Here is a 23,733-nt window from a genome sequence, read left to right as displayed (position 1 = left end):
TTAAAACATGTTTGGGTAATGCTTAATCATTGCATCAGAAATAGCATCTGCCATAACACGAGCTAGTTTTTCTATTTCATCATAGACTTGTATGTCTTTCTCATATTCTTTGTTCATCATGTAAACTGCCTCTTGCTTCGTTAAATCCAGATGTTCATAAAACATTTCGCGAACAGCGCTTTCGGTTAAATAAGGGTTTACACTATTTAAGAATACGGCAATTTCATCAGCATTTTGATACCACTTTCTCTCTGCCTCTTCAGCTTCTGCCGTATTCCCTGCTAAAGCCGCCTTGACTAGATCAGCTGCAATTAATAGATGTTCTTTAATTAAATTACTATACGTAGAAGCAACTGTATCGCCATAAAGTCTACGGATCATATTGCCCATATCAGTAGCGTTTTTCAATAGTCGAGCCAGTACCTCATCAATATCTGGTAAATCAAAAATCAGGCTAATAATCGCCATTCTAGTCCAAGCCACATGTTCTTCCCATAGACTTCGGTTATCGTTTCTATAATCTAATTCTGCCTGGGTAATACAATGACTTGGCTGTTGCATCTGATCTACTGGTGTTGTTACAGGTATCCTAATTGGTTGCCCAATCGGTAAATAATATGGATTCACCTGTGGATTTGCTGCAATGATTCGATAGGCATTTGTATGATACAACTGTGCTAAAGCATAGTAATTATCACCAGGCTGAATAATATGGTGCCTGAAATATCCCCTTTCTCTTCACTCCCCATTAACATACATATGTTATATGCTATTCGGGGATAGGGGGTTAGGTGAAAGTCTTAAGATAGGTGAGTTCCCTATGGAAAAACACTCTCTAAAAAACTACTACACCACAAAAGGGCTTCGACAAACTTCGGGAAGTGACAGGCACCTCCTCCAGCCCACTGGCACCTTTTCCTTCCTCTATACCAATTTCAGTAAGAGTTTCTTTAGTAAGGGGGCAAAGTGTTCGGGGAGTTCTTGGACGCTTGGGACCATAATGCGTTCTTTTCCATATATGTTTTGCATGGTTAGGTCTTCGCGTTCTTGAATTTCTCCATTGGCTAGGAACATACCTATAACACTAATTCCTTTTTTTCTTGCTTCTGTAACTGCGAGGTTAGTATCTACAACACCGTTTTGATCGTAATTAGCAGCAGCGGGCTCCCCATCAGAAAATACGAGTAAAAACTTATTCTTTTCTCTTCTTTCTATGAGTTCTTTTGTCATAACCCTTATGCTAAATCCGTCGCGGTTATCTTCTTCCGGTTCCAATTGCATAATTTTTGGTCCATTTTGTTCATAGAATGAATCGGAAAATGAGTGAATTCGATGTAGGTAATTAGGTTGATAATCTTTCTTAACCTCATTTGCGTCCTCCCAGAATCCGACAATAGAATGGGGGATTTTTAAGTACTTCAAAACCTCATGGAAAAGTACAATTCCACGCTTAGTTTCATTCATTTTGTTATGCATGGAGGCAGAACAATCCACTAGTAAGGTAAATACCGCATCAAATTCCTTAGAATCCTCATTCTTTTTATAAAAGACTCTAGGATTTTCATCTAATACGATTGGTAGTAGTTTCTTAGATAGCCTTCCGAAAACAAGGTCTTGCCTAGGTTGATTTTTCTTATGTTCAATCGTCTTTTCAATCGTTTTCGCTAGCTTTCGTTTATATGGTTCTATTTCTGAAACGAAATTCTGATAAGTCTCCATATCATCTTTAGTAGGATCTGTTGCCGGTTTGTCAATTTTTACAGCATGTTTATTTTCTTCGCCAAATTCATCAGACTGGCCACCGTTACGAGATGTCTCTTCTTTTTCCAATGCTTCCATTTCAGAGTAGTCATTTTGCTTACTTTGACCGGATGCGCTTTGAATAGAGGCCATTGCTTGGTCACCGTCTTCAGTTTCGCGAGCACCACCACCTAAGATACTAGTCTTTGTACCCTGCTCTAATTCAAATTGAAGGAAATTCTGTTTGCGATTTTCATTTTTATTTTCACGGTGCCAAGTGGAAAACTCTTGATCAAAGTATTCACTTTCATCCTGGTCTACTTCCTCAAAATCACAATTTGTCAGAGGGTCTGTACGAGTCAACTCATCAAATAATGTATTTTTCTCGTATCTCTCAATATGACTGACAGGGAAGACAAAGTACTCATTTAATGTATCCTTATATCCCGTTAAACGAAATACAATTTGTTCCGCAATTCTTGTAGTGTCTAAAGTGCTTCTTGCTTCAAACACTTGAAAAAGAAGAGGTTTAAGTTCATCCAGCTGTTGAATTTGACTTGTTGTTGCCTTTGGGAAAGATGGATCTGGATTGTCTGCTGCAAGTTGTAAGTAAATTAAACAAAAGAGTTCATCTAATGGGAAATTTCGATTTGCATTAACGACTAATTGTGTTCCAAAATAATGCTGGTATGCTTTTCTTCTAACAGAAAATGCTCGTACAGTTCCAGGTCGGTCATGTTTAATAATTTCCTCTAAACGGAGGTCTTCCAGGAGAGCAAATAACTGATTAGCAAATTTAGGCAAATCAAATTCAGCGATGGAATCTACAAAATTCTTCATCTCTGGTATAGTGGAATGTCTCAGTGTACCTAGTGCACGTAAATAGACATCAGTTTTAAGACCTGGCTCTTTAATGGATGGATTGGTATTGTCCCAAAAGCTGCTTGCTGTGAGTTTATAATCGACTAGATCAATCAGTGATCCATAATTGTAATCAAATTTGAGATCTACATCACCAGATAAAACGGTGGAAAGGTCTTGAAGCTGTAAGAATAGATTGGTATCGACCCTCGCATCATTAAAGACATGCATGCTATTTCTCCTAACTAAAAATAAGTTTCTGCTAAGTTCTTCACAAATTCCCTTTCGCGTTCTTCGTCCAGCTTGTCCACAATAGAACGAAGGATGGCACGTTTTGGAGGAATCAGTTCACTCAAATCACAAGCATCAAGTAAAGCGCGAATGGATGCAGCATCCTCAGAAAGCTTTCCTTGTATGACCGCTTGGATTAAGTCCGATGATAATTTCACAAATAAGTTAACCATCGTTTCATCTTCCAACTTCGTATTAGATTGAATTAGTTGTTTCAATTGTTCTCCCTCAATATACGGAATCTCCAATACGATAAAGCGATTTTTCAAGGCTTCATTTAATGGGACAGTCCCAATATAGCCTTCGTTTATTGCTGCAATAACACCGAAGCCATCGTTTGCTGTGATCACTTCATTTGTGAATGGATTTGTAATGGTTCTTCGGTAATCAAGTACACCATTTATTAAAGGTAAGGTCTCTGGCTTTGCCATATTTACCTCATCAATATATAAAAATGTACCATGTGTCATAGCATTAATGACGGGACCAGGAACAAATTCGATAACTTGTTTTTCCCCTTGATAGGTCAATGTTTTAAAACCAAGTAAGCTTTCTGCATCTAAATCGACAGAGCAGTTCACACTAAACATAGGTTGGTTAAATAGGTTGGATAGAGTTTCAGCAAATTTTGTTTTACCAGCACCTGTGGGGCCTTTTAGTAAAATATTTTTCCCCATGCTTAAAGCTGTTATGGCATCCATTAGTAAATCAGTAGTTGGTGGCATATAACCACCAGGTCGAATTAACTCTTGAAATGTATCGGTATTGTTTCTCTTTTGATTTAAAATTTCAGTAATTTCATTGGGTAATTGGTAGTTTATATTCATAGATGTATCTCCTTTCCTCCAACACATTGTAAGCTTTTTTTATTAGAATCACAAAAGAATGGTATTACGCCATCGACAGTGAAGATGATATTTATTGATTTGTACCAGTAGACCGGATTGCTAACCATCCTGATAGAAATAGTTTACCCAATCTTCCATCCTTCGACCATGACATAAGGACTAATAACAACTCACCTTTACGATTATGTAATGAATGTGTAATGGTGAATTCAGTATAATAAATAGTATCTAAATAAGAAAAAACGGTTATCTTTTAGTAATAGGGGTGATGGGGTTGAAAAATAAAAGACAGCCATACAGCCGATACAGTAAACAGATAAAATTAGAAGCGATTCGACGTGTACTAGACGAAGAACAACCTGTTCAAGAAGTCGTCCAAGACTTGGGCATTAGACATCGTGACAACGTTTATGAATGGATCAAAAAATATAAAAAAGAAGGTCCAAATGCCTTTGAGCGATCTATCCATCATATAGAAAAAGTAATGAATAACAAGTCGGTTGAAAAACAGATAGAAGAATTAAAAATTGAAGTAGAGGCCTTGAAATCATATTTGCAAATTCTTCTTCAAGGGGATGAGGAAAAGTATAAGGCCATCGAAACTTTGGAGAACCAATATCCAATTGATTCCCTTTGTAGTGCGTTAGATGTACCTAAGGTCGAGTTTTTAGAATATAGACAACGTGAGGTAAATAATTAGACTTATAGAGGAAACAAACTTGCAGTTTAAAAAGGCTTGGGGTACTAATAGCCCCAAGCTTCTTTGTATAAACTGAAATTCTTTTATGGTTCTATAGACCTAGTAAGTGCGTATATTCTTGCATCAATTTCCTGTTGGATGGATAGTAGCCACTCATCATACATATCAAGAAACATTCTTTCCTGATATAGGTGTTTAAGTTCATCATATAATGCTTTCTTTCTTAATGGATTTATTTCTGCACTACACACTTGAAGAAGATGCATATAGTTGGATAGGTCGAAAGATATGTCTCCAGATAAACTAATATGATCGCGTTCGATTTGTAAATGGGATTCTAACTGCTGTTCGCGTAAAATCCGTTTAAGATGATTTAAAGAGACTCGCAAATTATTTTGTGCACTACTTAGGTCATTCTCTCCCCAAAACTCTTCTATCAGATCTTCTCTTGTAGAAGGATTGTGATAAGCAAGATAAGCTAATAAGTTTTTTGCCTTACGTTGATTCCACTTTCCCTCTACTTCAACACCTTGGTACTTTACAGAGAATCCATTAATGATGTTGATTTCCAGGGTCTCAAATGAATTGGAAAATAGGTCTTCAATGTTATTGGTAAACTCTTGTTCCATAATCGTAGTAAAGTTACCGTTATTTCCTTCTTTGATAAAATTACCAACTAATGTGGAGAAACTAGAAGGGTTATCTAATGGAACAAGATTAGAGGAATTCGGTACAGTATAGCTAACGGCGTCCTTTAAATAACTTTGATAAAGATTAGTCTGCTGGATAGGGAAGAGGGGGTCTTTATCACCTTGGATAAGAAGTACTTCCTTATCAATATTTCTTAAGTCTTCAAGTGAAACCGTTTCTGCAAGCATTTTTAATAGGTTGAAGTAAGTTTTTTGATCAACCTTTCCATATGCCTTCCATAATAGCAGTTCTATCTCCGGTGTAAGGTTATGAACAATCTGATGTATCATATTCTTAGAAAGCTCCGACATATTCCCATCGGTGACGAGTTTCTGTCGCTTTTGTAATTCCTTTTTTGTAATATTCTCAGGGAAATACATGTAAGTAGAAGTTAAAATGATCTTCTTGACTTTTTCCGGATATTTCTCATTGAATTTAACTGCAAGGTTCCCACCAAATCCTAAACCTGCCAAATGAAATTCGTTTAGCTGAAGTTTAGATGTTAAAGAATAGAAATCTTCTATTAATAGATCCCAAGTGATATGATCGGTTTGTCCAACTGTTTCGCCGTGACCTCTCATATCAAACGTTAGAATATGATAATGGTCTTGTAAGCAAGGGATTAACGGTTCCCACATTGAGGAGTCTAAACCCAGACCATGAATCAAAACAATATAATCCGTATTCTTTTTTGGGGAATTATATAAAGTATAATTAATAGTTATGTTTTCTAATTTTAAATGCATTCGTGTATAATTCTCCTGTTAGTTGCTGTAAATTATTTATAAGGTGATTATAGTATATATAGGACAATTTTACTATTGAATAATTTAGTAAAGTTAGGATTGGTTATTCACTTTCATGATAATTTCAGGGGAAAAGGATGTGTTCTTAATGTACGTAACAATACCAGAACTAGCAGATTATTTATCCATGAATGAGATTAGAGTGAAGTCGCTAATATTGCAAGGGAAAATTAGAGCCATACATGATGGGGAACAGTATCTTATCAATAAAGAACAGTTTACCACTCATTTTGAGCAAGTAGAAAAGTACAAATTAATGATTCAGGAATACTTACATGAACCAATTCCTGAAGACATTGATGTAAAAGATGAAGATTAGGAGACTATAAACATGTCATTTCGAAAACAAGAGCAACAAAGAAACGGGACAATGAATTTTGAAGTTAAGAAACAGGTAGAATTGTTGCCATTTTTATTAGAACAGATGTCTAATCGAAGTAGAAACTCTGTTAAATCCATACTAACTCGTGGACAGGTGAAAATTGATGATCATATTGAGACAAAGCACAATTATTTACTAAAGCCTGGCCAGCAAGTTAGTGTGTTAAAGAACAAAGTTGCAGTTAAGGAAAGTACATTGATTGGACTTGAAATCTTATTTGAAGATAATTCGATTATTGTTATCAATAAAGATGCAGGTATCCTTTCAATTGCAACTGAGAAAGAGAAAAATAGGACTGTTTTACATCAGTTAATGGAACATGTACGAAGAAAAAATCCTGCTAATCGTGTATTTGTTGTTCACCGACTGGATAAGGAAACTTCTGGAGTCATGATGTTTGCCAAAAGTGAAAAAGTGAAACGAAAGCTCCAAGATAATTGGAAAGAAATTGTCAAAGAGCGCACTTACTTAGCATTGGTTGAAGGGGAAGTAAAGAAGCCAGAAGGAACCATAAAATCATGGTTAAAGGAAAGTAAAACTCATAAAATGTACTCGGCACAAGATAAAGGTGGTCAACTCGCCATCACACATTACCGACGTATCCAAGGAAATAAACAATTCACTCTATTAGAGACAAAACTAGAAACAGGACGTAAAAATCAAATCCGCGTACATATGAGTGACATGGGTCACCCTGTTGTAGGGGATAAAAAATATGGTGCAAAAACAAATGAAATTGGAAGATTAGGTCTACATGCAAAAGTACTATCATTCAATCATCCTGTTACAGATAAATTAATGTTATTTAGAGCGGATGAGCCGAAGTCGTTTATGGCGAAGAGTAGGTAGTGGGTGGTCCCGGGAGTGGGTAGTATGTCTCTGATATCTTGGAGCATGTTCCCGTAATCCCGGAGTATGCGCCCGATGGAGAGTAGCATGTTCCCGTAATCTCGGAGTATGTGCCCGATGGAGAGTAACATGCTCCCGTAATCCCGGAGTATGTGCCTGATGGAGAAGAGCATGTCCCCGAAATCCTGGAGTATGCGCCCGATGGAGAAGAGCATGTCCCCATTATCGCGAAACATGCGTCCGGTAGTGAGTAGGATGGTCCCCACATTGCGAATCATGTGCCCATGAGTATGGAGGATGCCCCGGTATTGTAAAGCATGCACCCGAAATCGTTTACCATCCACCCAAGACCCTGAAGCATGAGACTAGTTCATATTTCCAAATCAAAGGCACCACATTATAGTGGTGCCTTTTCAATTATTCTCCCGCGCTGTCCAACTGTGGTTTCTGCATATTTAAGTGAATTAATAATTGCTTCTTCAGTCGCCTCGGTGACTGCTTGGAATAATTGGTTCATTGCTTTATGGTCATCCCTCAGATAAGAAATAGAATCTAGATGTTCATTAGCGTTATGTGGGTATGTATTACTAGTAGAGAATGCAATGGCAATATCACCACTGCCATTGTTCATATGGCTCCCAACTCGGCCAAGCCCTGCAGCAGTGCGTTTTGCCAGTCGCTTTAGTTGTCTATCGTACAGTGGAGCATCAGTTGCAACAATCATCATAATGGATCCATCTGTACTATTCGGATTTTTCTTTTTAGGGAAATCTGCAAATAATGCATCATCACCTTCTCCGAAATTACTAAGTACTAAACAACCAACCGTATATTTTCCCCCTGCTGCTGTAACGATTCGGGAAGCGGTTCCGATTCCGCCTTTATAACCAAAACAAATCATGCCTTTTCCAGCACCAACTGCGCCTTGTTCTGATGCGCTACTTTTAGCGTTTTGAATGGCTTCGATTGCATGTTCCGGTCTTACTGCTTGTCGTCGCATTGAATTTAAGAAGCCATCATTGCATTCTCCAACCACTACGTTTAATGTTCCTGCAGAGCTTCCTAGTTCTTTATTTTGTTCTAACATATGGGTGATAGTTCCTTCCATGACAGGACCTACACTTAGGGTGTTTGTCAGCATAATTGGTGATTCAATTAAACCTAACTCTTCCACTTGAACGAGTCCGCTAGTTTTTCCATACCCATTTATAACATAGCTTGCTGCCCTTACTTTGTCATAGAAAAGATTACCTGAATGTGGAAGGATTGCTGTTACTCCTGTGCAAATAGTTTCTTCCTCATTTAACTTTTCGTATAAAGTTTTATGGCCAACTTGCACACCCTCGACGTCCGTAATACAATTCTTTTTGCCTTTATCTAATCCCATATAAATTCCCCCATGCATTATTTTTATATCTATATTATGTACGATAATGACTGGATAATCACGTGGTTACTAGACACCTTTACGTAAAAATAGGAAACCTATAGGTGAGTAACCTATGAAATAAAGTTGAATCTGAATAAAAAAGGATTTATACTTAACAAAATTGAATATTTTTATGTATTCCTTCGGGGGAGGGTGAAAGTCCCAACCGGCGGTGATGAAGCTAAAACTTCTAAGTCCGTGACCCGTGAGAACTGTTAAGTTCTTACGGTGGATCTGGTGCAATTCCAGAGCCGACAGTATAGTCTGGATGGGAGAAGGAATTTTGTAGGAAACAAGTAGGCTTGGAATTCTTATGCTTTTAGCATTTGTTTATTCCTGAGCTTGTTATGTTTGCGTAAAATTCTGCCCTTATGCCCCTGAAGTGAAATCAGGGGTTTTTTATTTTACAGAGAAAGGGTGATAGAAGTGTTTACAGGAATCATTGAGGAAAAGGGTATCGTGAGTAGCATTCAAAAAGTATCCGAGAACTCAATCGAAATGACAATTGGAGCCCAGAAGATATTGGGTGATGTAAAGCTTGGAGATAGTATATCCGTTAATGGGGTTTGTCTTACAGTTACGAATTTCACAATGAAGGAATTTCAAGTAGATGTTATGCCTGAAACAATTAAATCTACCTCATTGAGGGATTTGAATAGTGGGTCATCGGTAAACTTAGAAAGAGCAATGGCAGCTAATGGTCGATTTGGTGGTCACTTTGTCTCAGGTCATGTTGATGGAACTGGTGAAATTACACGTAAACAAAGAAAAGAAAATGCTATTTATTATGATATAAGAGTTCCAGAAGAATTAGGAAAATATTTAATGCTTAAAGGGTCGATAACGGTTGATGGGACAAGTCTAACAATCTTTAACGTAAATAAGAATATCATTACTATTTCATTGATTCCTCTTACAGTTCAAGAAACGGTTATAGGAGAAAAGAAGCAAGGTGATGTAGTAAATATTGAATGTGATATGCTCGCAAAATATGTTCATCAATTATTTAATCAACAAGATAAGCTATCACAAAAATCGGGGATATCGACAGATTTATTAAGACAAAATGGTTTTATGTAAAGGATGACAAGTATGTTTAATAAAATTGAAGAAGCAGTGGAAGATTTAAAAGCAGGAAAACCAATTATCGTCGTTGATGATGAAAACCGAGAAAATGAAGGAGACTTTATAGCCTTGTCAGATAGGGTAACTCCGGCTGTTATAAACTTTATGATTACACATGGAAAAGGGCTAGTTTGTGTCCCTATCCAACAAGAGCTTGCAAAGAAGCTAGGTTTTACGATGATGGTCGAACAAAGCACAGATCCATTAGGAACAGCTTTTACACTTAGTGTTGACCATAAAAGTACAACAACAGGAATTAGTGCAGAAGAGCGTTCAAAAACAATTAAGGAAATTGTAAACCCTAATGCCAATAGTACGGATTTTAAAAAGCCTGGCCATATGTTCCCGCTAATTGCGAAGGAAGGTGGCGTTCTTGTTCGACGAGGACATACAGAGGCAGCTATTGACTTAGCGATTCTAAGTGGTGCATCGCCATCTGGTGTCATTTGTGAAATTATTAAAGAAGATGGGACAATGGCTCGATTACCTGATCTTTTGGAAATGGCCGAGAAACTCGATTTGAAACTAATATCCATTGAAGATCTGGTCGCATATCGACAAAATCAAATAGAACAGGTGAAACAATAAGAGAAATAAAAAAAGGAGAGAACAAAAATGGGAAAAACATTTGAAGGAAAGTTAGTCGGTAGTAATTTAAAAATTGGAATCGTAGTTGGAAGATTTAATGAATTTATTACAAGTAAGTTATTAGATGGTGCGATTGATACATTGAAAAGACATGATGTACAAGAGGAAAACATTGATGTTGCCTGGGTTCCAGGTGCATTTGAAATATCATTAGTAGCTAAAAAGATGGCTCAAAATGATAAATATGATGCAGTAATTACCTTAGGAACGATTATTCGTGGGGCAACACCACATTTTGACTTTGTAAGTAGTGAAGTGGCAAAAGGTGTTTCCCGCGTATCATTAGATACTGAGAAGCCAGTAATCTTTGGGGTGCTTACTACCGAAACGATTGAGCAAGCCGTAGAGCGTGCTGGGACTAAAGCTGGTAATAAAGGATCAGAATCCGCTATATCAGCTATCGAGATGGCAAATATAATAAACCAATTTTTACGAAACGGGGATGGCAACAATTAGTTGTTATCCCCGGTTTTTTTTAACAAATGGTAAAATATGAATGTGTCATGTAAACTATTATTTAGAATCTAAGGGGGGATTAGTATGAAACCACTACTATATCAAATCTTAATCATGGCTGCTGTTTGGATAGGCATGCTATTTTTCTTAGATGAAATGAATCAATTAAGTAAAATGATTTTCTATATTGTCTCGTCTTGGCTACTATTATTAATAGTGCTATTGGTGAAAGAAGTCATTCGAAGTAAAAAGAATTCTAATGAATAATTAAAGAGAGAATGCAGGTCATGTCTGGAACTAGGCATTATGCATTCTTATAAGGAAGGGCTACTATGCTAACAATTGAAAACCTACAAAAGTCTTATGGAGATAAGATATTATTTAAAGATTTAACATGTACCATTACAGAACAGGATCGTATTGGCTTAATTGGAGTAAATGGTACAGGGAAATCGAGCTTTTTAAAAGTTATTGCTGGTCTAGATTCATCTGAATCAGGAAGCATCCAAGCTCCAAAAGACTATCGGATTGAGTATTTACCACAGGAAGTATCATTAGATCCTAACTTGTCTGTAATTGAGCAAATCTACTATGGTGATGCAATGATTATGAAAGTCATGCGCGAATATGAATCGACACTGCAAAAGCTAGCAGAATCACCAAATGACGAGAAGGTTCAAGAAGCTTTAATGAGAGCTCAACAAAAGATGGATGAGCACGAAGCTTGGGAAGCTAATACTACTGCAAAGACAATTCTAACAAAGCTTGGAATAACAGATTTTAATAAAAGTGTAACGCAGCTTTCTGGTGGACAGCGCAAACGGATTGCTATCGCTAAAGCGCTAATTCAACCTGCGGATCTACTCATATTAGATGAGCCTACAAACCATTTAGATAATGAGACTGTAGAATGGTTAGAGAAATATTTGCAAAATTTTAAGGGAGCACTATTACTAGTTACACATGATAGGTATTTCTTAAATCGAGTAACAAATAAGATATTTGAGCTGGATAGAGGGAATTTATATGTGTACGAAGGAAATTACGAGATATTCCTGGAGAAGAAGGCAGAAAGAGAAGAATTAGAACGTAGTAACCAACAGAAGCATGCTAATACATTAAGAAGAGAGCTTGCATGGTTAAAAGCTGGTGTTAAAGCTAGAGGAACAAAGCAGAAGGCTAGAATAGAACGAGTTCATGACATGAAGGAAAAGACTTTCCATACAGATAATAACCATGTTGAATTTCAAGTGGGCTCTACCCGCCTTGGGAAAAAAGTTATTGAACTAGAATCAATTGAAAAGTCTTTTGAAGGACGTAAGCTAATAAGTGACTTCAGTCAGTTAATTATTCCTGGAGATAGAGTTGGTATTATCGGTCCAAATGGTTCTGGAAAAACAACCTTATTAAATATTATGGCACAACGTATTAAGCCAGATCAGGGAGTAGTAATCATTGGAGAAACAGTTAAAATAGGTTACTACACACAAGGCGATGAAGAACTAGATGGTGAAATGCGTGTAATTGATTATATCAAGGAAATTGCGGAAGTAGTATACACGAAAGACGGGGATGCCATTTCAGCAGAACAAATGTTAGAGCGGTTCTTATTTCCGCGTTCGGAGCAATATAATTATATTCGCAAATTGTCCGGTGGAGAACGTAGGCGGCTATATCTCTTAAAAATACTAATGACTGAACCAAATGTACTATTTCTGGATGAGCCTACTAATGACCTGGACACTCAAACACTTGGTGTTTTAGAGGAATACTTAGATCATTTCCCTGGCGTAGTTATTACAGTTTCCCATGATCGATACTTCTTAGACCGTGTGGTGGAGAAGTTACTAGTATTTCAGGGGAATGGTAAAATAAGCCCGTTTTATGGGAATTATAGTGAGTATCAAGAACAGGAACAACCGGCAGAAAAGAAAGTCCCTAAGATAACAAAAGAGGAACCAAAGCCTAAACAAAAAAAGAAACTTTCCTATATGGAACAGAAGGAATGGAATGAAATTGAGGACCAAATCGCTTCCTTAGAAGAAAAAATAGTTGAGCTTGAAGCAGGAATTGTGGAGGCTGGAAGTGATTCGGAGAAAGTTCAAAAGTTATTTGCTGAACAACAACGGGTACAAGAAGAGTTAGATACTAAAATGGAACGCTGGGAAGAACTTTCTTTACTAATTGAAGAACTAGAAAATCAACATTAGGATAGAATCATGGGTTCTATCCTTATTGTTTAAGTATGAGGTGACAATGTGAAGCAAATCTACAGTGATGTCATACAATTTCGAGGGTCTCACTATGAATTTGGATTGATGCAAGGGGAATTGTTAAAGGATTCCTTAACAATTGAAAATAGAAAACGAATATGGAAAATCAGAAAACAACACTTCATTATTGACGAGGAAGAAGTGAAAAATGCAATACTACCGTTTGCCCCTGGAATTTGGGAAGAACTTTTAGGATTACAAGATGCATTAAAATGGGACATTGGGGAAGTTCTTCGTGAGTTTGGTGGCTATCGTCTTCACTATATGCGAAGTGGTTGTTCTATTTTTACTGATTCGGATTATATGGTTCGAAATTATGACTATCATCCAAAAACATATGAGGGACGGTATACTCTCTTTTCCCCGACGGATCAAGGATATGCTGTCATTGGTCCTTCTCAAAGAATTACTGGAAGAATGGATGGGATGAATGAGAAAGGTCTGACGATGGGGTATAACTTTATGCATCGGAAGAAGCCTGGGGATGGTTTTATATGCAATATGATTGGTAGAATGGTATTAGAAAATTGTGCTAATGTCACGGAAGCTGTTCAGATGCTCAAAGAAGTCCCACATCGCCATTCCTTTAGCTATGTTGTGTTAGATAAAACTGGAGAGACCTATATTGTAGAAGCAACTCCACGAGGGACTCACGTACGTCAATCAAACGTTTGTACGAATCATTTTGAGGAATTGACTCATGAAAACCGGTACCATTTAGATGACTCTTATCGGCGAATGGAGGCAATCGAGAAACAGAGGCAACATGTTACAGACGCATACCAGGCTTTCCGAATGATGAATGATTCGGATAAAGGGATATTCTCTGACCAGTATAAAAATTGGGCTGGTACTATACACACCTCTGCTTATTTTCCTAAAGAGTTAAAAGTATGGTTTGTACTTGGTGGTGACAGGGAACCGATTGTTCTTGATTTTAGAAAATGGCTAGCAGGTGAGAAAATACAGCTCAAGAAAATATTAGGAACAGTGAATACCGATCTCCCGTTTGTACATATGGATAAGAATGTACGATGATGGAAGATAGTATGTTTAATTCTGGAATTGTTACAAATGATAAGGTTAGTCTTTTTTTATTCGTTATTCAAATTCTTTCCTAGGAGGAATTCCTGTGAAGTTATTTCAAGTTCGTAAAGGTCAATTTGTTTTTTATCAAAATGAGTTACACAAAGTTTATGCTGTTAAGCCAATGTTTAAAAAATCGGTCCATCTATATCGATTGAAAGATATGAAACAAGTGTTAACAAGTGCCAATGATATCTCCTTTTATAAGCCGAAACATAATGATACATTCATATTTTATGGTAAACGATATACGATCAATGAGAATGTGAAACCGAATCCTGGTGATTACATATTAATCACAAAGCCAGCACCAGATTTTCTTGATCATTATTCTTTAAATTCGATTGAAAAAGTAGCCAGTATTGAAGATGGAAATGTAGTTACAACAAGAGATAATGGGGTAAAACATCATGAATATGTCGTAATGGTTCCAGGAAGGCAAGAAGCAAGTCAAGAAATCGCCTATTACGATAAAAGTCTTGTCCCAGAAGAACAACAAATTCAAGACGAGTCTATTACCTACTTAACTGATAGTGATGAGGATATAGTCAAACCAGTTGTTGGTGATGTCTTCTTAGACGTGGAAAATAACACTAAAACAATGGTCATTGCAATGACCGACACAGAAGTGATTTTCGGCCATGGAAAACAAGTCCACATTACAGACTTAATGGATGAAGAAAAATACAAAGTAGTCTTCCGTATCCTTGAAGATCTTTGATCTAGAAGCTCCCAATTTAGGGGGCTTTTTTTTATTTTTACCATTTTAGGTAAATAGGAAAATAGTAACATTTTAATTTGTTTCATCAAAATAAGACATATATTTGTCCAAGACGACGAATCTTCTGAATGCAATTATCTGAAAAATTCTAGGGAGGAAATGTGTGCATGAAATTTTCACGAAAACTATCAAGTTTAGTAACGAGTACGGTGCTAGCATCTGTAGTTGTAACATCTGGAGCAACTACTGTACTAGCTGAAGAAAGTGATCAGGGAATAATAACTTTCACGGAATCTCAAGATACTACTTCGAATGAAGATACTAAAGTAGAAGAAACAAAGACGGATGAAGTAGTTACAGAAGAAGGGACAGTTGAAGACGGTACAACGGAAAAGGATGCGGATGCTGGCTTAATCCCTGGAGACTTTTTCTACTTTGTTGAAGTCATGCAAGAAAAAATTCAATTAGCCTTAACTTTCAATGATTATAAAAAGAGTCAATTATTAGCAGAGATTGCTTCTGAACGTATCGCTGAAGCAAATGCACTTATCCAAGATGGTAAGTATGAAGAAGCTGGTGAATTGCTTCAAAAAGCTCTAGAAAATAATGAAAAAGCACAGTTAACTCTTGGAGATAACACAGAAGAGCCAAAAGAAGAAACAGTAGAAGAAGGTACTGCAGAAGAATCTGTTGAAGAAAAATCTACTGAAGATAGTGAAGGTTCAACTGAAACGGAAGAAGTAGATAAAACTACAGATGAAGAAGTAGTCAAAGAAGAGGAAGTAACAGACGGAGAAGAAGTAGTAGTTGAGGATGAAGGAGTTGCGCAAGTTAAAGTGAAAATTGCTAACAATATCAATGCTCTATCGGCAGTTCTTGCTAAAATTGATAATCCAAAAGCACAAGCTGCAATTATGAAAAATATCGAAAAGTCATTTGCTAAATTAGCTGAGAAAATCGAGAAGAGAGCTAGTAAAGTAGCGACAAAAGATGAAGTTGAATTAGATGAAGAAGTAGAAACAGTAGAAGAAACAAATAAAATGGAAGACTCTAAGGAAAAATCAACATTAACTGTAGAGGCACCAGAAACAGATAAGAAAAAGGCAATCTCAAAAGAGTCAGAAAATCTAGAAGTTGTAGAAGTTGCAAAACCAGACAATAAAAAAGCCGAAAAAGAACTAGAAAAAGCCCAAAAGAAATCCGAAAAAGCTCTAGAAAAAGCCGAAAAGAAAGCAGAGAAAGCACAAGAAAAGGCTGAAAAGAAAGCTGAAAAGGCATTAGAGAAAGCAGAGAAGAAAGCAAACAAAGGAAATAATGGAAATGGAAGTAACGGCAAAGGTAACAACGGCAATCATGGTAATGGTAATAATGGCAATGGAAATGGGAATAAAGGAAACGGTAATAACTAATTAATAAAGAAGCGCTTAGAGGTCTATAGATCCTCTAAGCGCTTTATTATAATTTTGTTCGAATTTCCCATAATTCTGGAAAGAAGTAATGCTCCAATACACTTTTTAGATACCCAACACCTGAAGTACCACCAGTTCCAGTTTTATGACCAATAATCCGTTCAACTGTTTTCATATGACGGAATCTCCATTGCTGAAACCAATCCTCAATATCAACGAGTTTTTCTGCTAATTGATATAGATCCCAGTATGTGTCTTTATTACGATAAACCTCTAACCATGCATTCGCTACTGTCGGATCTTGCTCATATTTATTAGAAAAATCCCGATTCAGAATGTGATCGTTAATATCGAATCCTTGTTTACTCAGTGCTTGAATGGAAACATCATAAAGTCCGGGTGCCTCAAATGCTGCTTTTAACCGTTTATGTAACAGTTGGTTTTTTTCATAGATTTTTACAATATGAGGTGTTTTGTATCCCAATACAAATTCAACCAATCGATATTGATAGGATTGAAAGCCAGATGCATTACCTAAGAAGTTACGAAATTCCATGTATTCAGCTGGTGTGAGGGTAGATAGTACATCCCATGACTGAATAATTTGTGATTGGATCTTAGTTACACGGGCAAGCATCTTGAAAGCCGATTGATATTCTTCTTTTTGGATCGCATCGGTTGCTGCTTCAATTTCATGGATCATGAGCTTTAACCATAGCTCACTTACTTGATGAATGACGATAAATAACATTTCATCATGATGGGTAGAGAGCCGTTTCTGGCTATCTAGTAGTAACTCAAGTTGTAAATAGTCACCATAGGTCATCTTTTCTTTAAAATCTGTATGGGCACCAATATCGTCGGAATGTAGCTCCCAATTGTAATCATCTCGCATGTTAAATTTCCTCCTTAAGGGGTCTAAGTACTGCTCTGACAGGGCTACCATCTCCACCAACAATTTTTAAGGGAAGGGCGATTAACTCATATTCTCCGGGCTCTACACCATCAAGCATGATGTTCTCTAAAATATGGATCCCATTTCGATAAAGAGCATGATGAGTGTCTAGTGTTTTACTAGTTATGGGATCGACAGAAGGCATATCTACCCCTAATAGGCGAACTCCCTTTTCTGCAAGATAGTTCCCTATAGTAGGGGCTAATACAGGTAAGTCTTCAGGAAAGAATTTTGGATTGTTAGGAAGCGAAGTACGAATTAATAGTCGCTTCACACTTTCTAAATTAAAGTTATCCAGTACCTCAGGTGTTATGGTCTTATTTTCACTAACATCAATGACAAGTGCTTTTCCTATATAAACATCAATAGGGATTTGTTCCATTGTTTCTCCGTTATTATCAAAGTGAAATGGAGCGTCAACATGGGTTCCCATATGGACACTAGTAGTAATCTTTCCTACATTAGCAGAACCAGTTTGTTCTTTTGTAGCAGCTACCTCATACGTAAAAGGTCTATCACCAGGCCAGTGTGCCATGTCATTTGTTAAAGGTTGTGTAATATCGATCCATTTTGTCATTAGGCGATTACTCCTCTTGTATTTTCAAATTTTCGATAATGTTCTTCTAACATAATTCTTTTTAGAGTTTGAACCGTTTGCCAGACTTCTTCAAACGTATTATATAAGGCAACAGGAGCCAGTCTTATACCGTTAGGGATCCTATAGTCCGGAACTATCCCTTCATATTTTAGAGCCTTACAAATACTCGCTGCATGTGGGTGTGTTAAATAAATATGTCCACCACGAGCCTGATGTTCTCTAGGGGAGGCTAACTCAAATTGGAAATCTTCTAACTCAATTTCTATTAGATGGATAAGATAATCCGTTAATTGTAATGATTTTTTACGAATAGCTTCGATACCAGCTTCTTGAAATATCGAAAGTGAGCCAATAAGTGGTGCAAGGCTTAATACATGTGGTGTCCCTATCTGAAAAGCACCAGCCGTGGATGCTGGAGTTAAGTCATGCTCTAAGTCAAATTGTTTTTCTTTAGCAGAACTAAACCACCCAGATAGTCCTGGCTCCTTACCAAGATGCCTTTCATTCACATAAATCCCACCGACACTACCTGGGCCTCCATTTAGATGCTTATATGTACACCAAAAGGCGAAGTCAACACCCCATTTGGATAACTCATGTGGAATGGAGCCAATTGAGTGACATAAGTCAAAGCCAATTAGGATACCTCGTTCATGTGCTGCATGGGTAATAGCCTGCATATCCAGAATTTGTCCACTACGGTACAGAACACTAGGAAGAACTATTAATGCAATATCATCAGTCATGGCATTCACGATATCCGACGTTTCTAGCAAATGACTATCTTTGCTTTTCACTTTTACTAGATGCTCTTGAGGGTCATAGCCTTTTAGCTTAAGTTGACTCTTCATTGAGTAAATATCGGATGGGAAGTTTAATTCATCGGCAAGGATTTTAGTTTTTTTACCATCTGGTTGATAAAAACTTGCCAGTAATTGATGTAGATTAGTGGTAGTAGAGCCTGTTGCAATGAGTTCCTTAGAAATTCCCCCGACAAGGGTAGCAAAATTCTCACCAATTTTTTCAGATAAATAAAACCAAGGGTGAACTCCATCTGTCCAACCATCGATTGCTAATGTTTTCCATGAGTTCAGGATATCTAATACAGCCTTCTCCGATCTTTTCGAAAGAAGTCCTAAAGAATTTCCATCTAAATAAATTTTTTCATTGGAAATATAAAATTCTTCTCGAAACCCTTTCAAAGAATCATTTCTATCCAAGCTACAAGCGTATTCCCTACTAGTATTCATAATGGTCACCTCTGTTTAAAATAAGTAAGCGCTTTCTATATTCATTGTAACAAAAATATTTAGTTTTTTAATAATAATTGAAAATTTTAATTAATACCTTTATACTGATGTCAGATATATGAAATGGCATTTCGTATATTGAAACGGAAGGATGGGTAGAACCATGTACGTGTCAAATAAGGTAAAGGACTTACCGCCGTATCTTTTTTCAAAGTTTCAAAAAAGGAAAGAGGAACTGAAGGCTGTTGGTGTAGATGTGATTGATTTAGGAATCGGTGCACCAGACCTACCAACTCCAAAGTTTATTATTGATAAGCTTTGTGAGGAAGTACAAAATCCTACGAATCATCGATATTCTCCCTATGATGGCAGTAAAGAATTTAGAGAAGCAGTGGCCTATTTTTATCAAAGCCACTACGGGGTAGAGTTAGATCCAGAGACAGAAGTGCTAACATTAATCGGTTCTAAAGAGGGAATTGCCAATCTTATACAAGCTGCTATTAATCCTGGTGACACGGTTCTTATTCCTGATCCAGGTTATCCCGTTTACAAGACGGCGGTACATTTAGCTGGTGGTAATAGTACGTATCTTCCGTTGGATTCGCAAAATGGCTATGTACCAATGTATGACCGTATTTCTGAACAGGATAAACAGGACGCGAAGCTTATGTTTTTAAATTATCCAGGAAATCCAACAGCAGCAACTGTCGAATTAAACACCTTTTTGGAAGCGATTACATTTGGTAAGGAGAATAATATCGCAGTTATTCATGATGCAGCTTATGACTTGGTTACATTTGATGGATATACGTCACCAAGTATTCTTCAAGCACCAAATGCAAAGGAAGTAGCTGTTGAGTTTGGTTCGCTTTCCAAGAGTTTTAATATGACGGGATGGCGGATTGGGTATGTAGTAGGGAATAAAGAGTTGATTAAGGCACTTCATACTTACAAAAGTAATATTGATACAAGTCAATTCCTAGCAATTCAACAGGCAGCAGCACTTGCTTTAAGAAGTGATTTGTCAGATGTGAGAAAACATAATCAAATATTTAAAGAACGAATGGAACGTATGTATCAAGGTTTAATGGAAGTGGGTTTTCAAGTTGAAAAGCCACGTGGCTCCATCTTTATTTGGTCAAGAATTCCTACTGGATATACTTCGGCTGAATTTGCAGAAAGACTTTTAGAAGAAGCGGGTGTCATTGTTACACCAGGCACTGCTTTCGGTCCTTCTGGTGAAGGATATATTCGTATTTCTTTATCTGTTGAGCTTAACCGCATTGATGAGGTAATTAGAAGATTGAAGGAATTTACAAGTAAGGGCGTGAAATCGTCATGAGTACACAAGTAAAAACGAAAATGACCGCTGCTCAAGCGATTGTAGAATGTGTGAAAAGAGAGAGTATTGATAAGGTATTCTGTGTGCCAGGGGAAAGTTACTTACCCCTATTAGATGCACTTTATGATGAGCCATCCATTGATTTAGTATCTGCAAGGCATGAGGGTGGAGCATCATTTATGGCGGAAGGATATGCTAAAGCTTCTCATAAACCAGGTGTAGTACTTGCCACAAGAGGGGTTGGGGCTGCAAATTTAACGATTGGAGTTCATACCGCATATCAGGATTCCACCCCAATGGTTGTCTTCCTAGGGCAAGTACATAGCAAATTCCGTGGCCGGGAAGGATTCCAAGAAGTAGACCTGGATCAATTTTTTAAACCAATTTCAAAATGGGCTGTGGAGGTAAAGGACCCGGAGAGAATGCCGGAGATTGTTGGAAGAGCATTTCGGATTGCTCGTTCAGGAAGACCTGGGCCCGTAGTTGTCTCACTCCCTGAGGATGTACTGCCAGTCGAAGCGGAAATGCACTTCGGTCCGGAAATAACAATACCCAAGCCTTCTCCATCTAAAGAAGAAATCAATTTAGTAGAAGGTATGCTACGTGAAGCAAAAAAACCACTTATTATTGCTGGAGGTGGCGTGAAGCTTTCACAAGCTGAAGAAGAGCTAGTCCATTTTGCTGAAAAACTACAAATTCCGGTAATGGCAGCATTTCGTCGTCATGATGCATTTCCAAATAATCATGAACTATATGCTGGGCATTTAGGTCTGGGGACCCCTAAGACAATTATAGAGACGGTAAAAGAAGCAGATGTGATATTAGCTTTTGGCACTAGATTATCTGAAGTAACCACTCAGGATTATTCCTTGTTGTCGAGAGAACAGAAGCTTATCCATATTGATATTGAGCAGGATGTTATCGGAAAAGTGTATCCTCCTGACTTAGGTGTCATTGCAGATATGAAACAGGCGTTAATAGCACTAACTGATATAAACTTTACTAGCTCGTGGCCATCATGGGCAGAGGAAAGTCGACTACGTTATCTAGGGGTAAGTAATGTAGAAGCATCCGAAAAAGATGTCATCAACAAGCATATTATAAAAGCACTTGTAGATATGTTGCCGCAAGATACGTTAATCACGAATGATGCTGGGAACTTTGCAGGATGGTTACATGGATTCTATCCTTTTAGAGAGAAGAATACGTATGTCGGACCAACTTCTGGTGCAATGGGTTATGGTTTACCAGCCGCAATTGGCGCTAAGCTAGCTGTACCAAATCAAACGGTTGTTTCTCTCTCCGGTGATGGCGGGTTTATGATGACCTTCCAAGAACTGGAGACTGCGGTAAGGGAGAGTGCACCAGTTATTGCACTAGTTTTCAATAATAATAGTTATGGAACCATTCGTATGCATCAGGAAATCCACTATCCAGAAAGAGTGATAGGAACAGATTTAGGAATTGTATCCTTCCAAGCTTTGGCAAAAGGAGTTGGAGCAGAAGGCTTCACGGTATTTACCATCGAAGAATTCCGAAATGCGCTAAAGCAAGCATTAATAAGTGGCTTACCTACCGTAATAGAAATCATGACGGATGTAGAGAATATATCAGTCACATCAACCATATCATCATTGAGGGGAAAGTCCCTATAACTATACATGTAGCAAATAATATTAGGAGGTTATTACAAAATGGTAGAAGTAAAAACTAAGAAACTAGCAAACTTTATTAATGGAGAATGGGTTGAAGTTGAAAAAACAAACCCTGTCATAAACCCTGCAACTGGCGAAACAATTCTAGATGTTCCGTTATCAGGTGCAGCGAGTGTAAATGCTGCGGTTGAAGCGGCTAAAAAAGCACAAAAAGAATGGGCATTAGTACCTGCACCACAACGTGCAGAAGTGTTATATCGTGTTGGTTATCTATTAAAGGAAAGAAAAGAAGAATTATCTCAGCTTCTAACAATGGAAAATGGGAAAGTGATTGAAGAAGCTCGTGGAGAAGTTCAGGAAGGAATCGACATGGCATTCTACATGGCAGGAGAAGGTAGACGTCTATTCGGTCAAACAACACCTGCTGAACTGAAGGATAAATTTGCTATGAGTGTTCGTTCCCCAATTGGAGTAGTAGGGATTATAACCCCTTGGAACTTCCCAATTGCGATTGCGACTTGGAAGTCCTTCCCGGCAATTGTTGCAGGTAATGCCGTGGTATGGAAACCAGCAACAGAAACTCCAATTATGGCTTATGAGCTTGCTAAAATATTTGAAGAAGCTGGCTTACCGAAGGGTGTTTTAAACGTTGTATTTGGTAGTGGCTCAGAAGTTGGAGATGCGATGGTTCACCATGATGATATTCGTGTCATTTCCTTTACAGGCTCTAATGATGTTGGTCGTAATATTGCTGCGGAATGTGGCCGTCAGTTGAAGAAGGTATCGCTTGAAATGGGAGGAAAGAATGCTGTTATCGTAATGGATGATGCAGATCTTGATTTAGCAGTAGAAGGAATTCTTTGGAGCGCCTTTGGAACAAGTGGACAACGTTGTACAGCATGTAGCCGTGTCATCGTTCATGAAGATGTAAAAGAAGCATTGGAAGAACGCTTACTAGTTGAAATGGAAAAGCTAACGATTGGAAATGGATTAGATTCTAATAACAAAGTAGGTCCAATCATTAATAAAGCTGGTATCGAGAAAATTAAGCAGTATATTGAAATTGGAAAAGAAGAGGGAGCAAAACTTCTTGCTGGTGGATATGAGCTAACAGAAGGTGACCATGCAAATGGAAATTACTTTGCACCGACATTGTTCACAGATGTTACAAGCACCATGCGCATCGCACTAGAGGAAATCTTTGGACCAGTAGTTTCACTTGTACCAGTAAAAAGCTTTGAAGAAGCAATCGAAGTAAACAACAGCGTAACTTACGGTCTATCCAGCTCTATCTTCACCAAAGACGTAAACCGCGTATTCAAAGCACAACGCGACCTAGACACAGGAATTGTCTATGTAAACGCCGGAACAACAGGAGCCGAAATCCACCTACCATTCGGAGGAACAAAAGGCACCGGAAACGGCCACCGCGACTCCGGCATCCAAGCCCTAGACGTCTACACCGAATGGAAATCCGTCTACGTAGACTACAGCGGCAAACTACAACGTGCACAGATAGACGTGGAGTAAGTAAAAGAATTTAGTGGTTTGAGGATTTTTTAAAAGAAGTAGAATTCATAATAATAACACTGAGCGGCCCGAATACACGGAGACTCCTA

General features: G+C 37.7%; 21 protein-coding genes, 1 pseudogene and 1 riboswitch. Of the genes and pseudogenes, 14 read left to right on the top strand and 8 right to left on the bottom strand.

Annotated features, from left to right (window positions below; translation table 11 throughout):
• From BN999_RS11455 to BN999_RS11445, 3 genes are all read right to left on the bottom strand, one after another.
• Positions 1–672, bottom strand: a complete 672-nt coding sequence (locus tag BN999_RS11455; protein WP_441339067.1) for a hypothetical protein — start codon at positions 670–672, stop codon at positions 1–3.
• Between the two features lie 252 nt (positions 673–924).
• Positions 925–2,832 (bottom strand): vWA domain-containing protein, encoded by a 1,908-nt coding sequence (locus tag BN999_RS11450; RefSeq protein WP_096271497.1) that lies wholly within the window; start codon positions 2,830–2,832, stop codon positions 925–927.
• Between the two features lie 14 nt (positions 2,833–2,846).
• On the bottom strand, positions 2,847–3,719 hold the full coding sequence (locus tag BN999_RS11445; protein WP_096271496.1) for an AAA family ATPase: 873 nt from the start codon (positions 3,717–3,719) through the stop codon (positions 2,847–2,849).
• A gap of 295 nt (positions 3,720–4,014) precedes the next feature.
• Between BN999_RS11445 and BN999_RS11440 the strand changes: the two genes are divergently transcribed.
• Complete coding sequence (locus BN999_RS11440) at positions 4,015–4,440, top strand: transposase (RefSeq protein WP_176481953.1); 426 nt, start codon at positions 4,015–4,017, stop codon at positions 4,438–4,440.
• An 83-nt stretch (positions 4,441–4,523) separates the two neighbouring features.
• On the opposite strand, the gene BN999_RS11435 is transcribed toward BN999_RS11440, so the two are convergent.
• Positions 4,524–5,876 carry an alpha/beta hydrolase gene (locus BN999_RS11435; protein WP_096271494.1) on the bottom strand — a complete coding sequence of 451 codons (1,353 nt, stop codon included), beginning with the start codon at positions 5,874–5,876 and terminating at the stop codon, positions 4,524–4,526.
• Positions 5,877–6,024: 148 nt separating this feature from the next.
• Here BN999_RS11435 and BN999_RS11430 point away from each other — a divergent pair, with 148 nt between their 5' ends.
• Both BN999_RS11430 and BN999_RS11425 read left to right on the top strand, forming a co-directional pair.
• Positions 6,025–6,255 (top strand): excisionase family DNA-binding protein, encoded by a 231-nt coding sequence (locus BN999_RS11430; protein ID WP_096271799.1) that lies wholly within the window; start codon positions 6,025–6,027, stop codon positions 6,253–6,255.
• Positions 6,256–6,267: 12 nt separating this feature from the next.
• On the top strand, positions 6,268–7,167 hold the full coding sequence (locus BN999_RS11425; protein WP_096271493.1) for an RluA family pseudouridine synthase: 900 nt from the start codon (positions 6,268–6,270) through the stop codon (positions 7,165–7,167).
• A gap of 397 nt (positions 7,168–7,564) precedes the next feature.
• Here the strand turns inward: BN999_RS11425 and BN999_RS11420 are convergent, their stop codons facing one another.
• Positions 7,565–8,554: a DmpA family aminopeptidase gene (locus tag BN999_RS11420; protein WP_176481952.1), complete on the bottom strand. Its 990-nt coding sequence runs from the start codon at positions 8,552–8,554 to the stop codon at positions 7,565–7,567.
• A gap of 177 nt (positions 8,555–8,731) precedes the next feature.
• A riboswitch (FMN riboswitch) is annotated at positions 8,732–8,880 on the top strand.
• Between the two features lie 142 nt (positions 8,881–9,022).
• Between BN999_RS11420 and ribE the strand changes: the two genes are divergently transcribed.
• The 8 genes and pseudogenes from ribE (at position 9,023) to BN999_RS11380 (ending at position 16,314) form a co-directional block, all read left to right on the top strand.
• Positions 9,023–9,676: a riboflavin synthase gene (ribE, locus tag BN999_RS11415; RefSeq protein WP_096271491.1), complete on the top strand. Its 654-nt coding sequence runs from the start codon at positions 9,023–9,025 to the stop codon at positions 9,674–9,676.
• Between the two features lie 12 nt (positions 9,677–9,688).
• Positions 9,689–10,306, top strand: a pseudogene (ribB, locus tag BN999_RS11410) (3,4-dihydroxy-2-butanone-4-phosphate synthase); the annotation flags it as partial.
• A gap of 30 nt (positions 10,307–10,336) precedes the next feature.
• Complete coding sequence (gene ribH / locus BN999_RS11405; protein ID WP_096271489.1) at positions 10,337–10,825, top strand: 6,7-dimethyl-8-ribityllumazine synthase; 489 nt, start codon at positions 10,337–10,339, stop codon at positions 10,823–10,825.
• Between the two features lie 84 nt (positions 10,826–10,909).
• Positions 10,910–11,092, top strand: coding sequence for a hypothetical protein (locus tag BN999_RS11400; RefSeq protein ID WP_096271488.1), 183 nt, complete (start codon positions 10,910–10,912; stop codon positions 11,090–11,092).
• A 65-nt stretch (positions 11,093–11,157) separates the two neighbouring features.
• Positions 11,158–13,035 carry an ABC-F family ATP-binding cassette domain-containing protein gene (locus tag BN999_RS11395; RefSeq protein WP_096271487.1) on the top strand — a complete coding sequence of 626 codons (1,878 nt, stop codon included), beginning with the start codon at positions 11,158–11,160 and terminating at the stop codon, positions 13,033–13,035.
• A gap of 48 nt (positions 13,036–13,083) precedes the next feature.
• A complete protein-coding gene (locus tag BN999_RS11390) occupies positions 13,084–14,136 on the top strand; it encodes a C45 family autoproteolytic acyltransferase/hydolase (protein WP_096271486.1) in 1,053 nt (350 codons plus the stop codon).
• Between the two features lie 94 nt (positions 14,137–14,230).
• The gene (locus BN999_RS11385; protein ID WP_096271485.1) at positions 14,231–14,905 is read left to right on the top strand and encodes a hypothetical protein; all 675 of its coding nucleotides are present in this window, start codon (positions 14,231–14,233) and stop codon (positions 14,903–14,905) included.
• 167 nt (positions 14,906–15,072) lie between these two features.
• Entirely contained in the window at positions 15,073–16,314 is a 1,242-nt protein-coding gene (locus tag BN999_RS11380) for a DUF5667 domain-containing protein (protein ID WP_096271484.1), read from the top strand.
• Between the two features lie 46 nt (positions 16,315–16,360).
• Here BN999_RS11380 and kynA read toward each other — a convergent pair whose 3' ends face one another.
• From kynA to kynU, 3 genes are read right to left on the bottom strand one after another with little or no spacing between them, the layout of a single operon-like run.
• A complete protein-coding gene (gene kynA, locus BN999_RS11375; protein WP_096271483.1) occupies positions 16,361–17,209 on the bottom strand; it encodes a tryptophan 2,3-dioxygenase in 849 nt (282 codons plus the stop codon).
• A 1-nt stretch (position 17,210) separates the two neighbouring features.
• The gene (gene kynB, locus BN999_RS11370) at positions 17,211–17,846 is read right to left on the bottom strand and encodes an arylformamidase (protein ID WP_096271482.1); all 636 of its coding nucleotides are present in this window, start codon (positions 17,844–17,846) and stop codon (positions 17,211–17,213) included.
• Positions 17,846–19,117 (bottom strand): kynureninase, encoded by a 1,272-nt coding sequence (gene kynU / locus BN999_RS11365; RefSeq protein ID WP_096271481.1) that lies wholly within the window; start codon positions 19,115–19,117, stop codon positions 17,846–17,848. Before kynU ends, kynB begins: the two co-directional genes overlap by 1 nt.
• 163 nt (positions 19,118–19,280) lie before the next feature.
• On the opposite strand from kynU, the gene BN999_RS11360 reads away from it, so the two are divergent.
• Genes BN999_RS11360 through BN999_RS11350 form a run of 3 tightly spaced genes read left to right on the top strand, consistent with a single transcriptional unit; the run spans position 19,281 to position 23,644 of the window.
• The gene (locus BN999_RS11360; protein WP_096271480.1) at positions 19,281–20,459 is read left to right on the top strand and encodes an LL-diaminopimelate aminotransferase; all 1,179 of its coding nucleotides are present in this window, start codon (positions 19,281–19,283) and stop codon (positions 20,457–20,459) included.
• Complete coding sequence (locus BN999_RS11355; RefSeq protein ID WP_096271479.1) at positions 20,456–22,114, top strand: thiamine pyrophosphate-dependent enzyme; 1,659 nt, start codon at positions 20,456–20,458, stop codon at positions 22,112–22,114. The genes BN999_RS11360 and BN999_RS11355 overlap by 4 nt, the downstream gene beginning before the upstream one ends.
• Before the next feature lie 39 nt (positions 22,115–22,153).
• Positions 22,154–23,644, top strand: a complete 1,491-nt coding sequence (locus BN999_RS11350) for an aldehyde dehydrogenase family protein (protein ID WP_096271478.1) — start codon at positions 22,154–22,156, stop codon at positions 23,642–23,644.
• The last annotated feature ends 89 nt before the right edge of the window (positions 23,645–23,733 follow it).

This window comes from Paucisalibacillus globulus (assembly GCF_900184735.1).
Taxonomy (GTDB): domain Bacteria; phylum Bacillota; class Bacilli; order Bacillales; family Amphibacillaceae; genus Ornithinibacillus; species Ornithinibacillus globulus_B.
Note: the sequence above shows the minus strand (reverse complement) of the source record. Positions and strands in the feature narration are given on the sequence as shown.

Excerpts from the sequence above, each read along its gene's own strand:
- BN999_RS11400 (WP_096271488.1), top strand. The coding sequence starts at position 10,910 with ATGAAACCACTACTATATCAAATCTTAATCATGGCTGCTGTTTGGATA.
- BN999_RS11450 (WP_096271497.1), bottom strand. The coding sequence starts at position 2,832 with ATGCATGTCTTTAATGATGCGAGGGTCGATACCAATCTATTCTTACAG.
- BN999_RS11435 (WP_096271494.1), bottom strand. The coding sequence starts at position 5,876 with ATGCATTTAAAATTAGAAAACATAACTATTAATTATACTTTATATAAT.
- BN999_RS11360 (WP_096271480.1), top strand. The coding sequence starts at position 19,281 with ATGTACGTGTCAAATAAGGTAAAGGACTTACCGCCGTATCTTTTTTCA.
- BN999_RS11380 (WP_096271484.1), top strand. The coding sequence starts at position 15,073 with ATGAAATTTTCACGAAAACTATCAAGTTTAGTAACGAGTACGGTGCTA.
- BN999_RS11395 (WP_096271487.1), top strand. The coding sequence starts at position 11,158 with ATGCTAACAATTGAAAACCTACAAAAGTCTTATGGAGATAAGATATTA.
- kynB (WP_096271482.1), bottom strand. The coding sequence starts at position 17,846 with ATGACAAAATGGATCGATATTACACAACCTTTAACAAATGACATGGCA.
- kynA (WP_096271483.1), bottom strand. The coding sequence starts at position 17,209 with ATGCGAGATGATTACAATTGGGAGCTACATTCCGACGATATTGGTGCC.
- ribH (WP_096271489.1), top strand. The coding sequence starts at position 10,337 with ATGGGAAAAACATTTGAAGGAAAGTTAGTCGGTAGTAATTTAAAAATT.
- BN999_RS11445 (WP_096271496.1), bottom strand. The coding sequence starts at position 3,719 with ATGAATATAAACTACCAATTACCCAATGAAATTACTGAAATTTTAAAT.
- kynU (WP_096271481.1), bottom strand. The coding sequence starts at position 19,117 with ATGAATACTAGTAGGGAATACGCTTGTAGCTTGGATAGAAATGATTCT.
- BN999_RS11420 (WP_176481952.1), bottom strand. The coding sequence starts at position 8,554 with ATGGGATTAGATAAAGGCAAAAAGAATTGTATTACGGACGTCGAGGGT.
- BN999_RS11355 (WP_096271479.1), top strand. The coding sequence starts at position 20,456 with ATGAGTACACAAGTAAAAACGAAAATGACCGCTGCTCAAGCGATTGTA.
- BN999_RS11430 (WP_096271799.1), top strand. The coding sequence starts at position 6,025 with ATGTACGTAACAATACCAGAACTAGCAGATTATTTATCCATGAATGAG.
- BN999_RS11350 (WP_096271478.1), top strand. The coding sequence starts at position 22,154 with ATGGTAGAAGTAAAAACTAAGAAACTAGCAAACTTTATTAATGGAGAA.
- BN999_RS11425 (WP_096271493.1), top strand. The coding sequence starts at position 6,268 with ATGTCATTTCGAAAACAAGAGCAACAAAGAAACGGGACAATGAATTTT.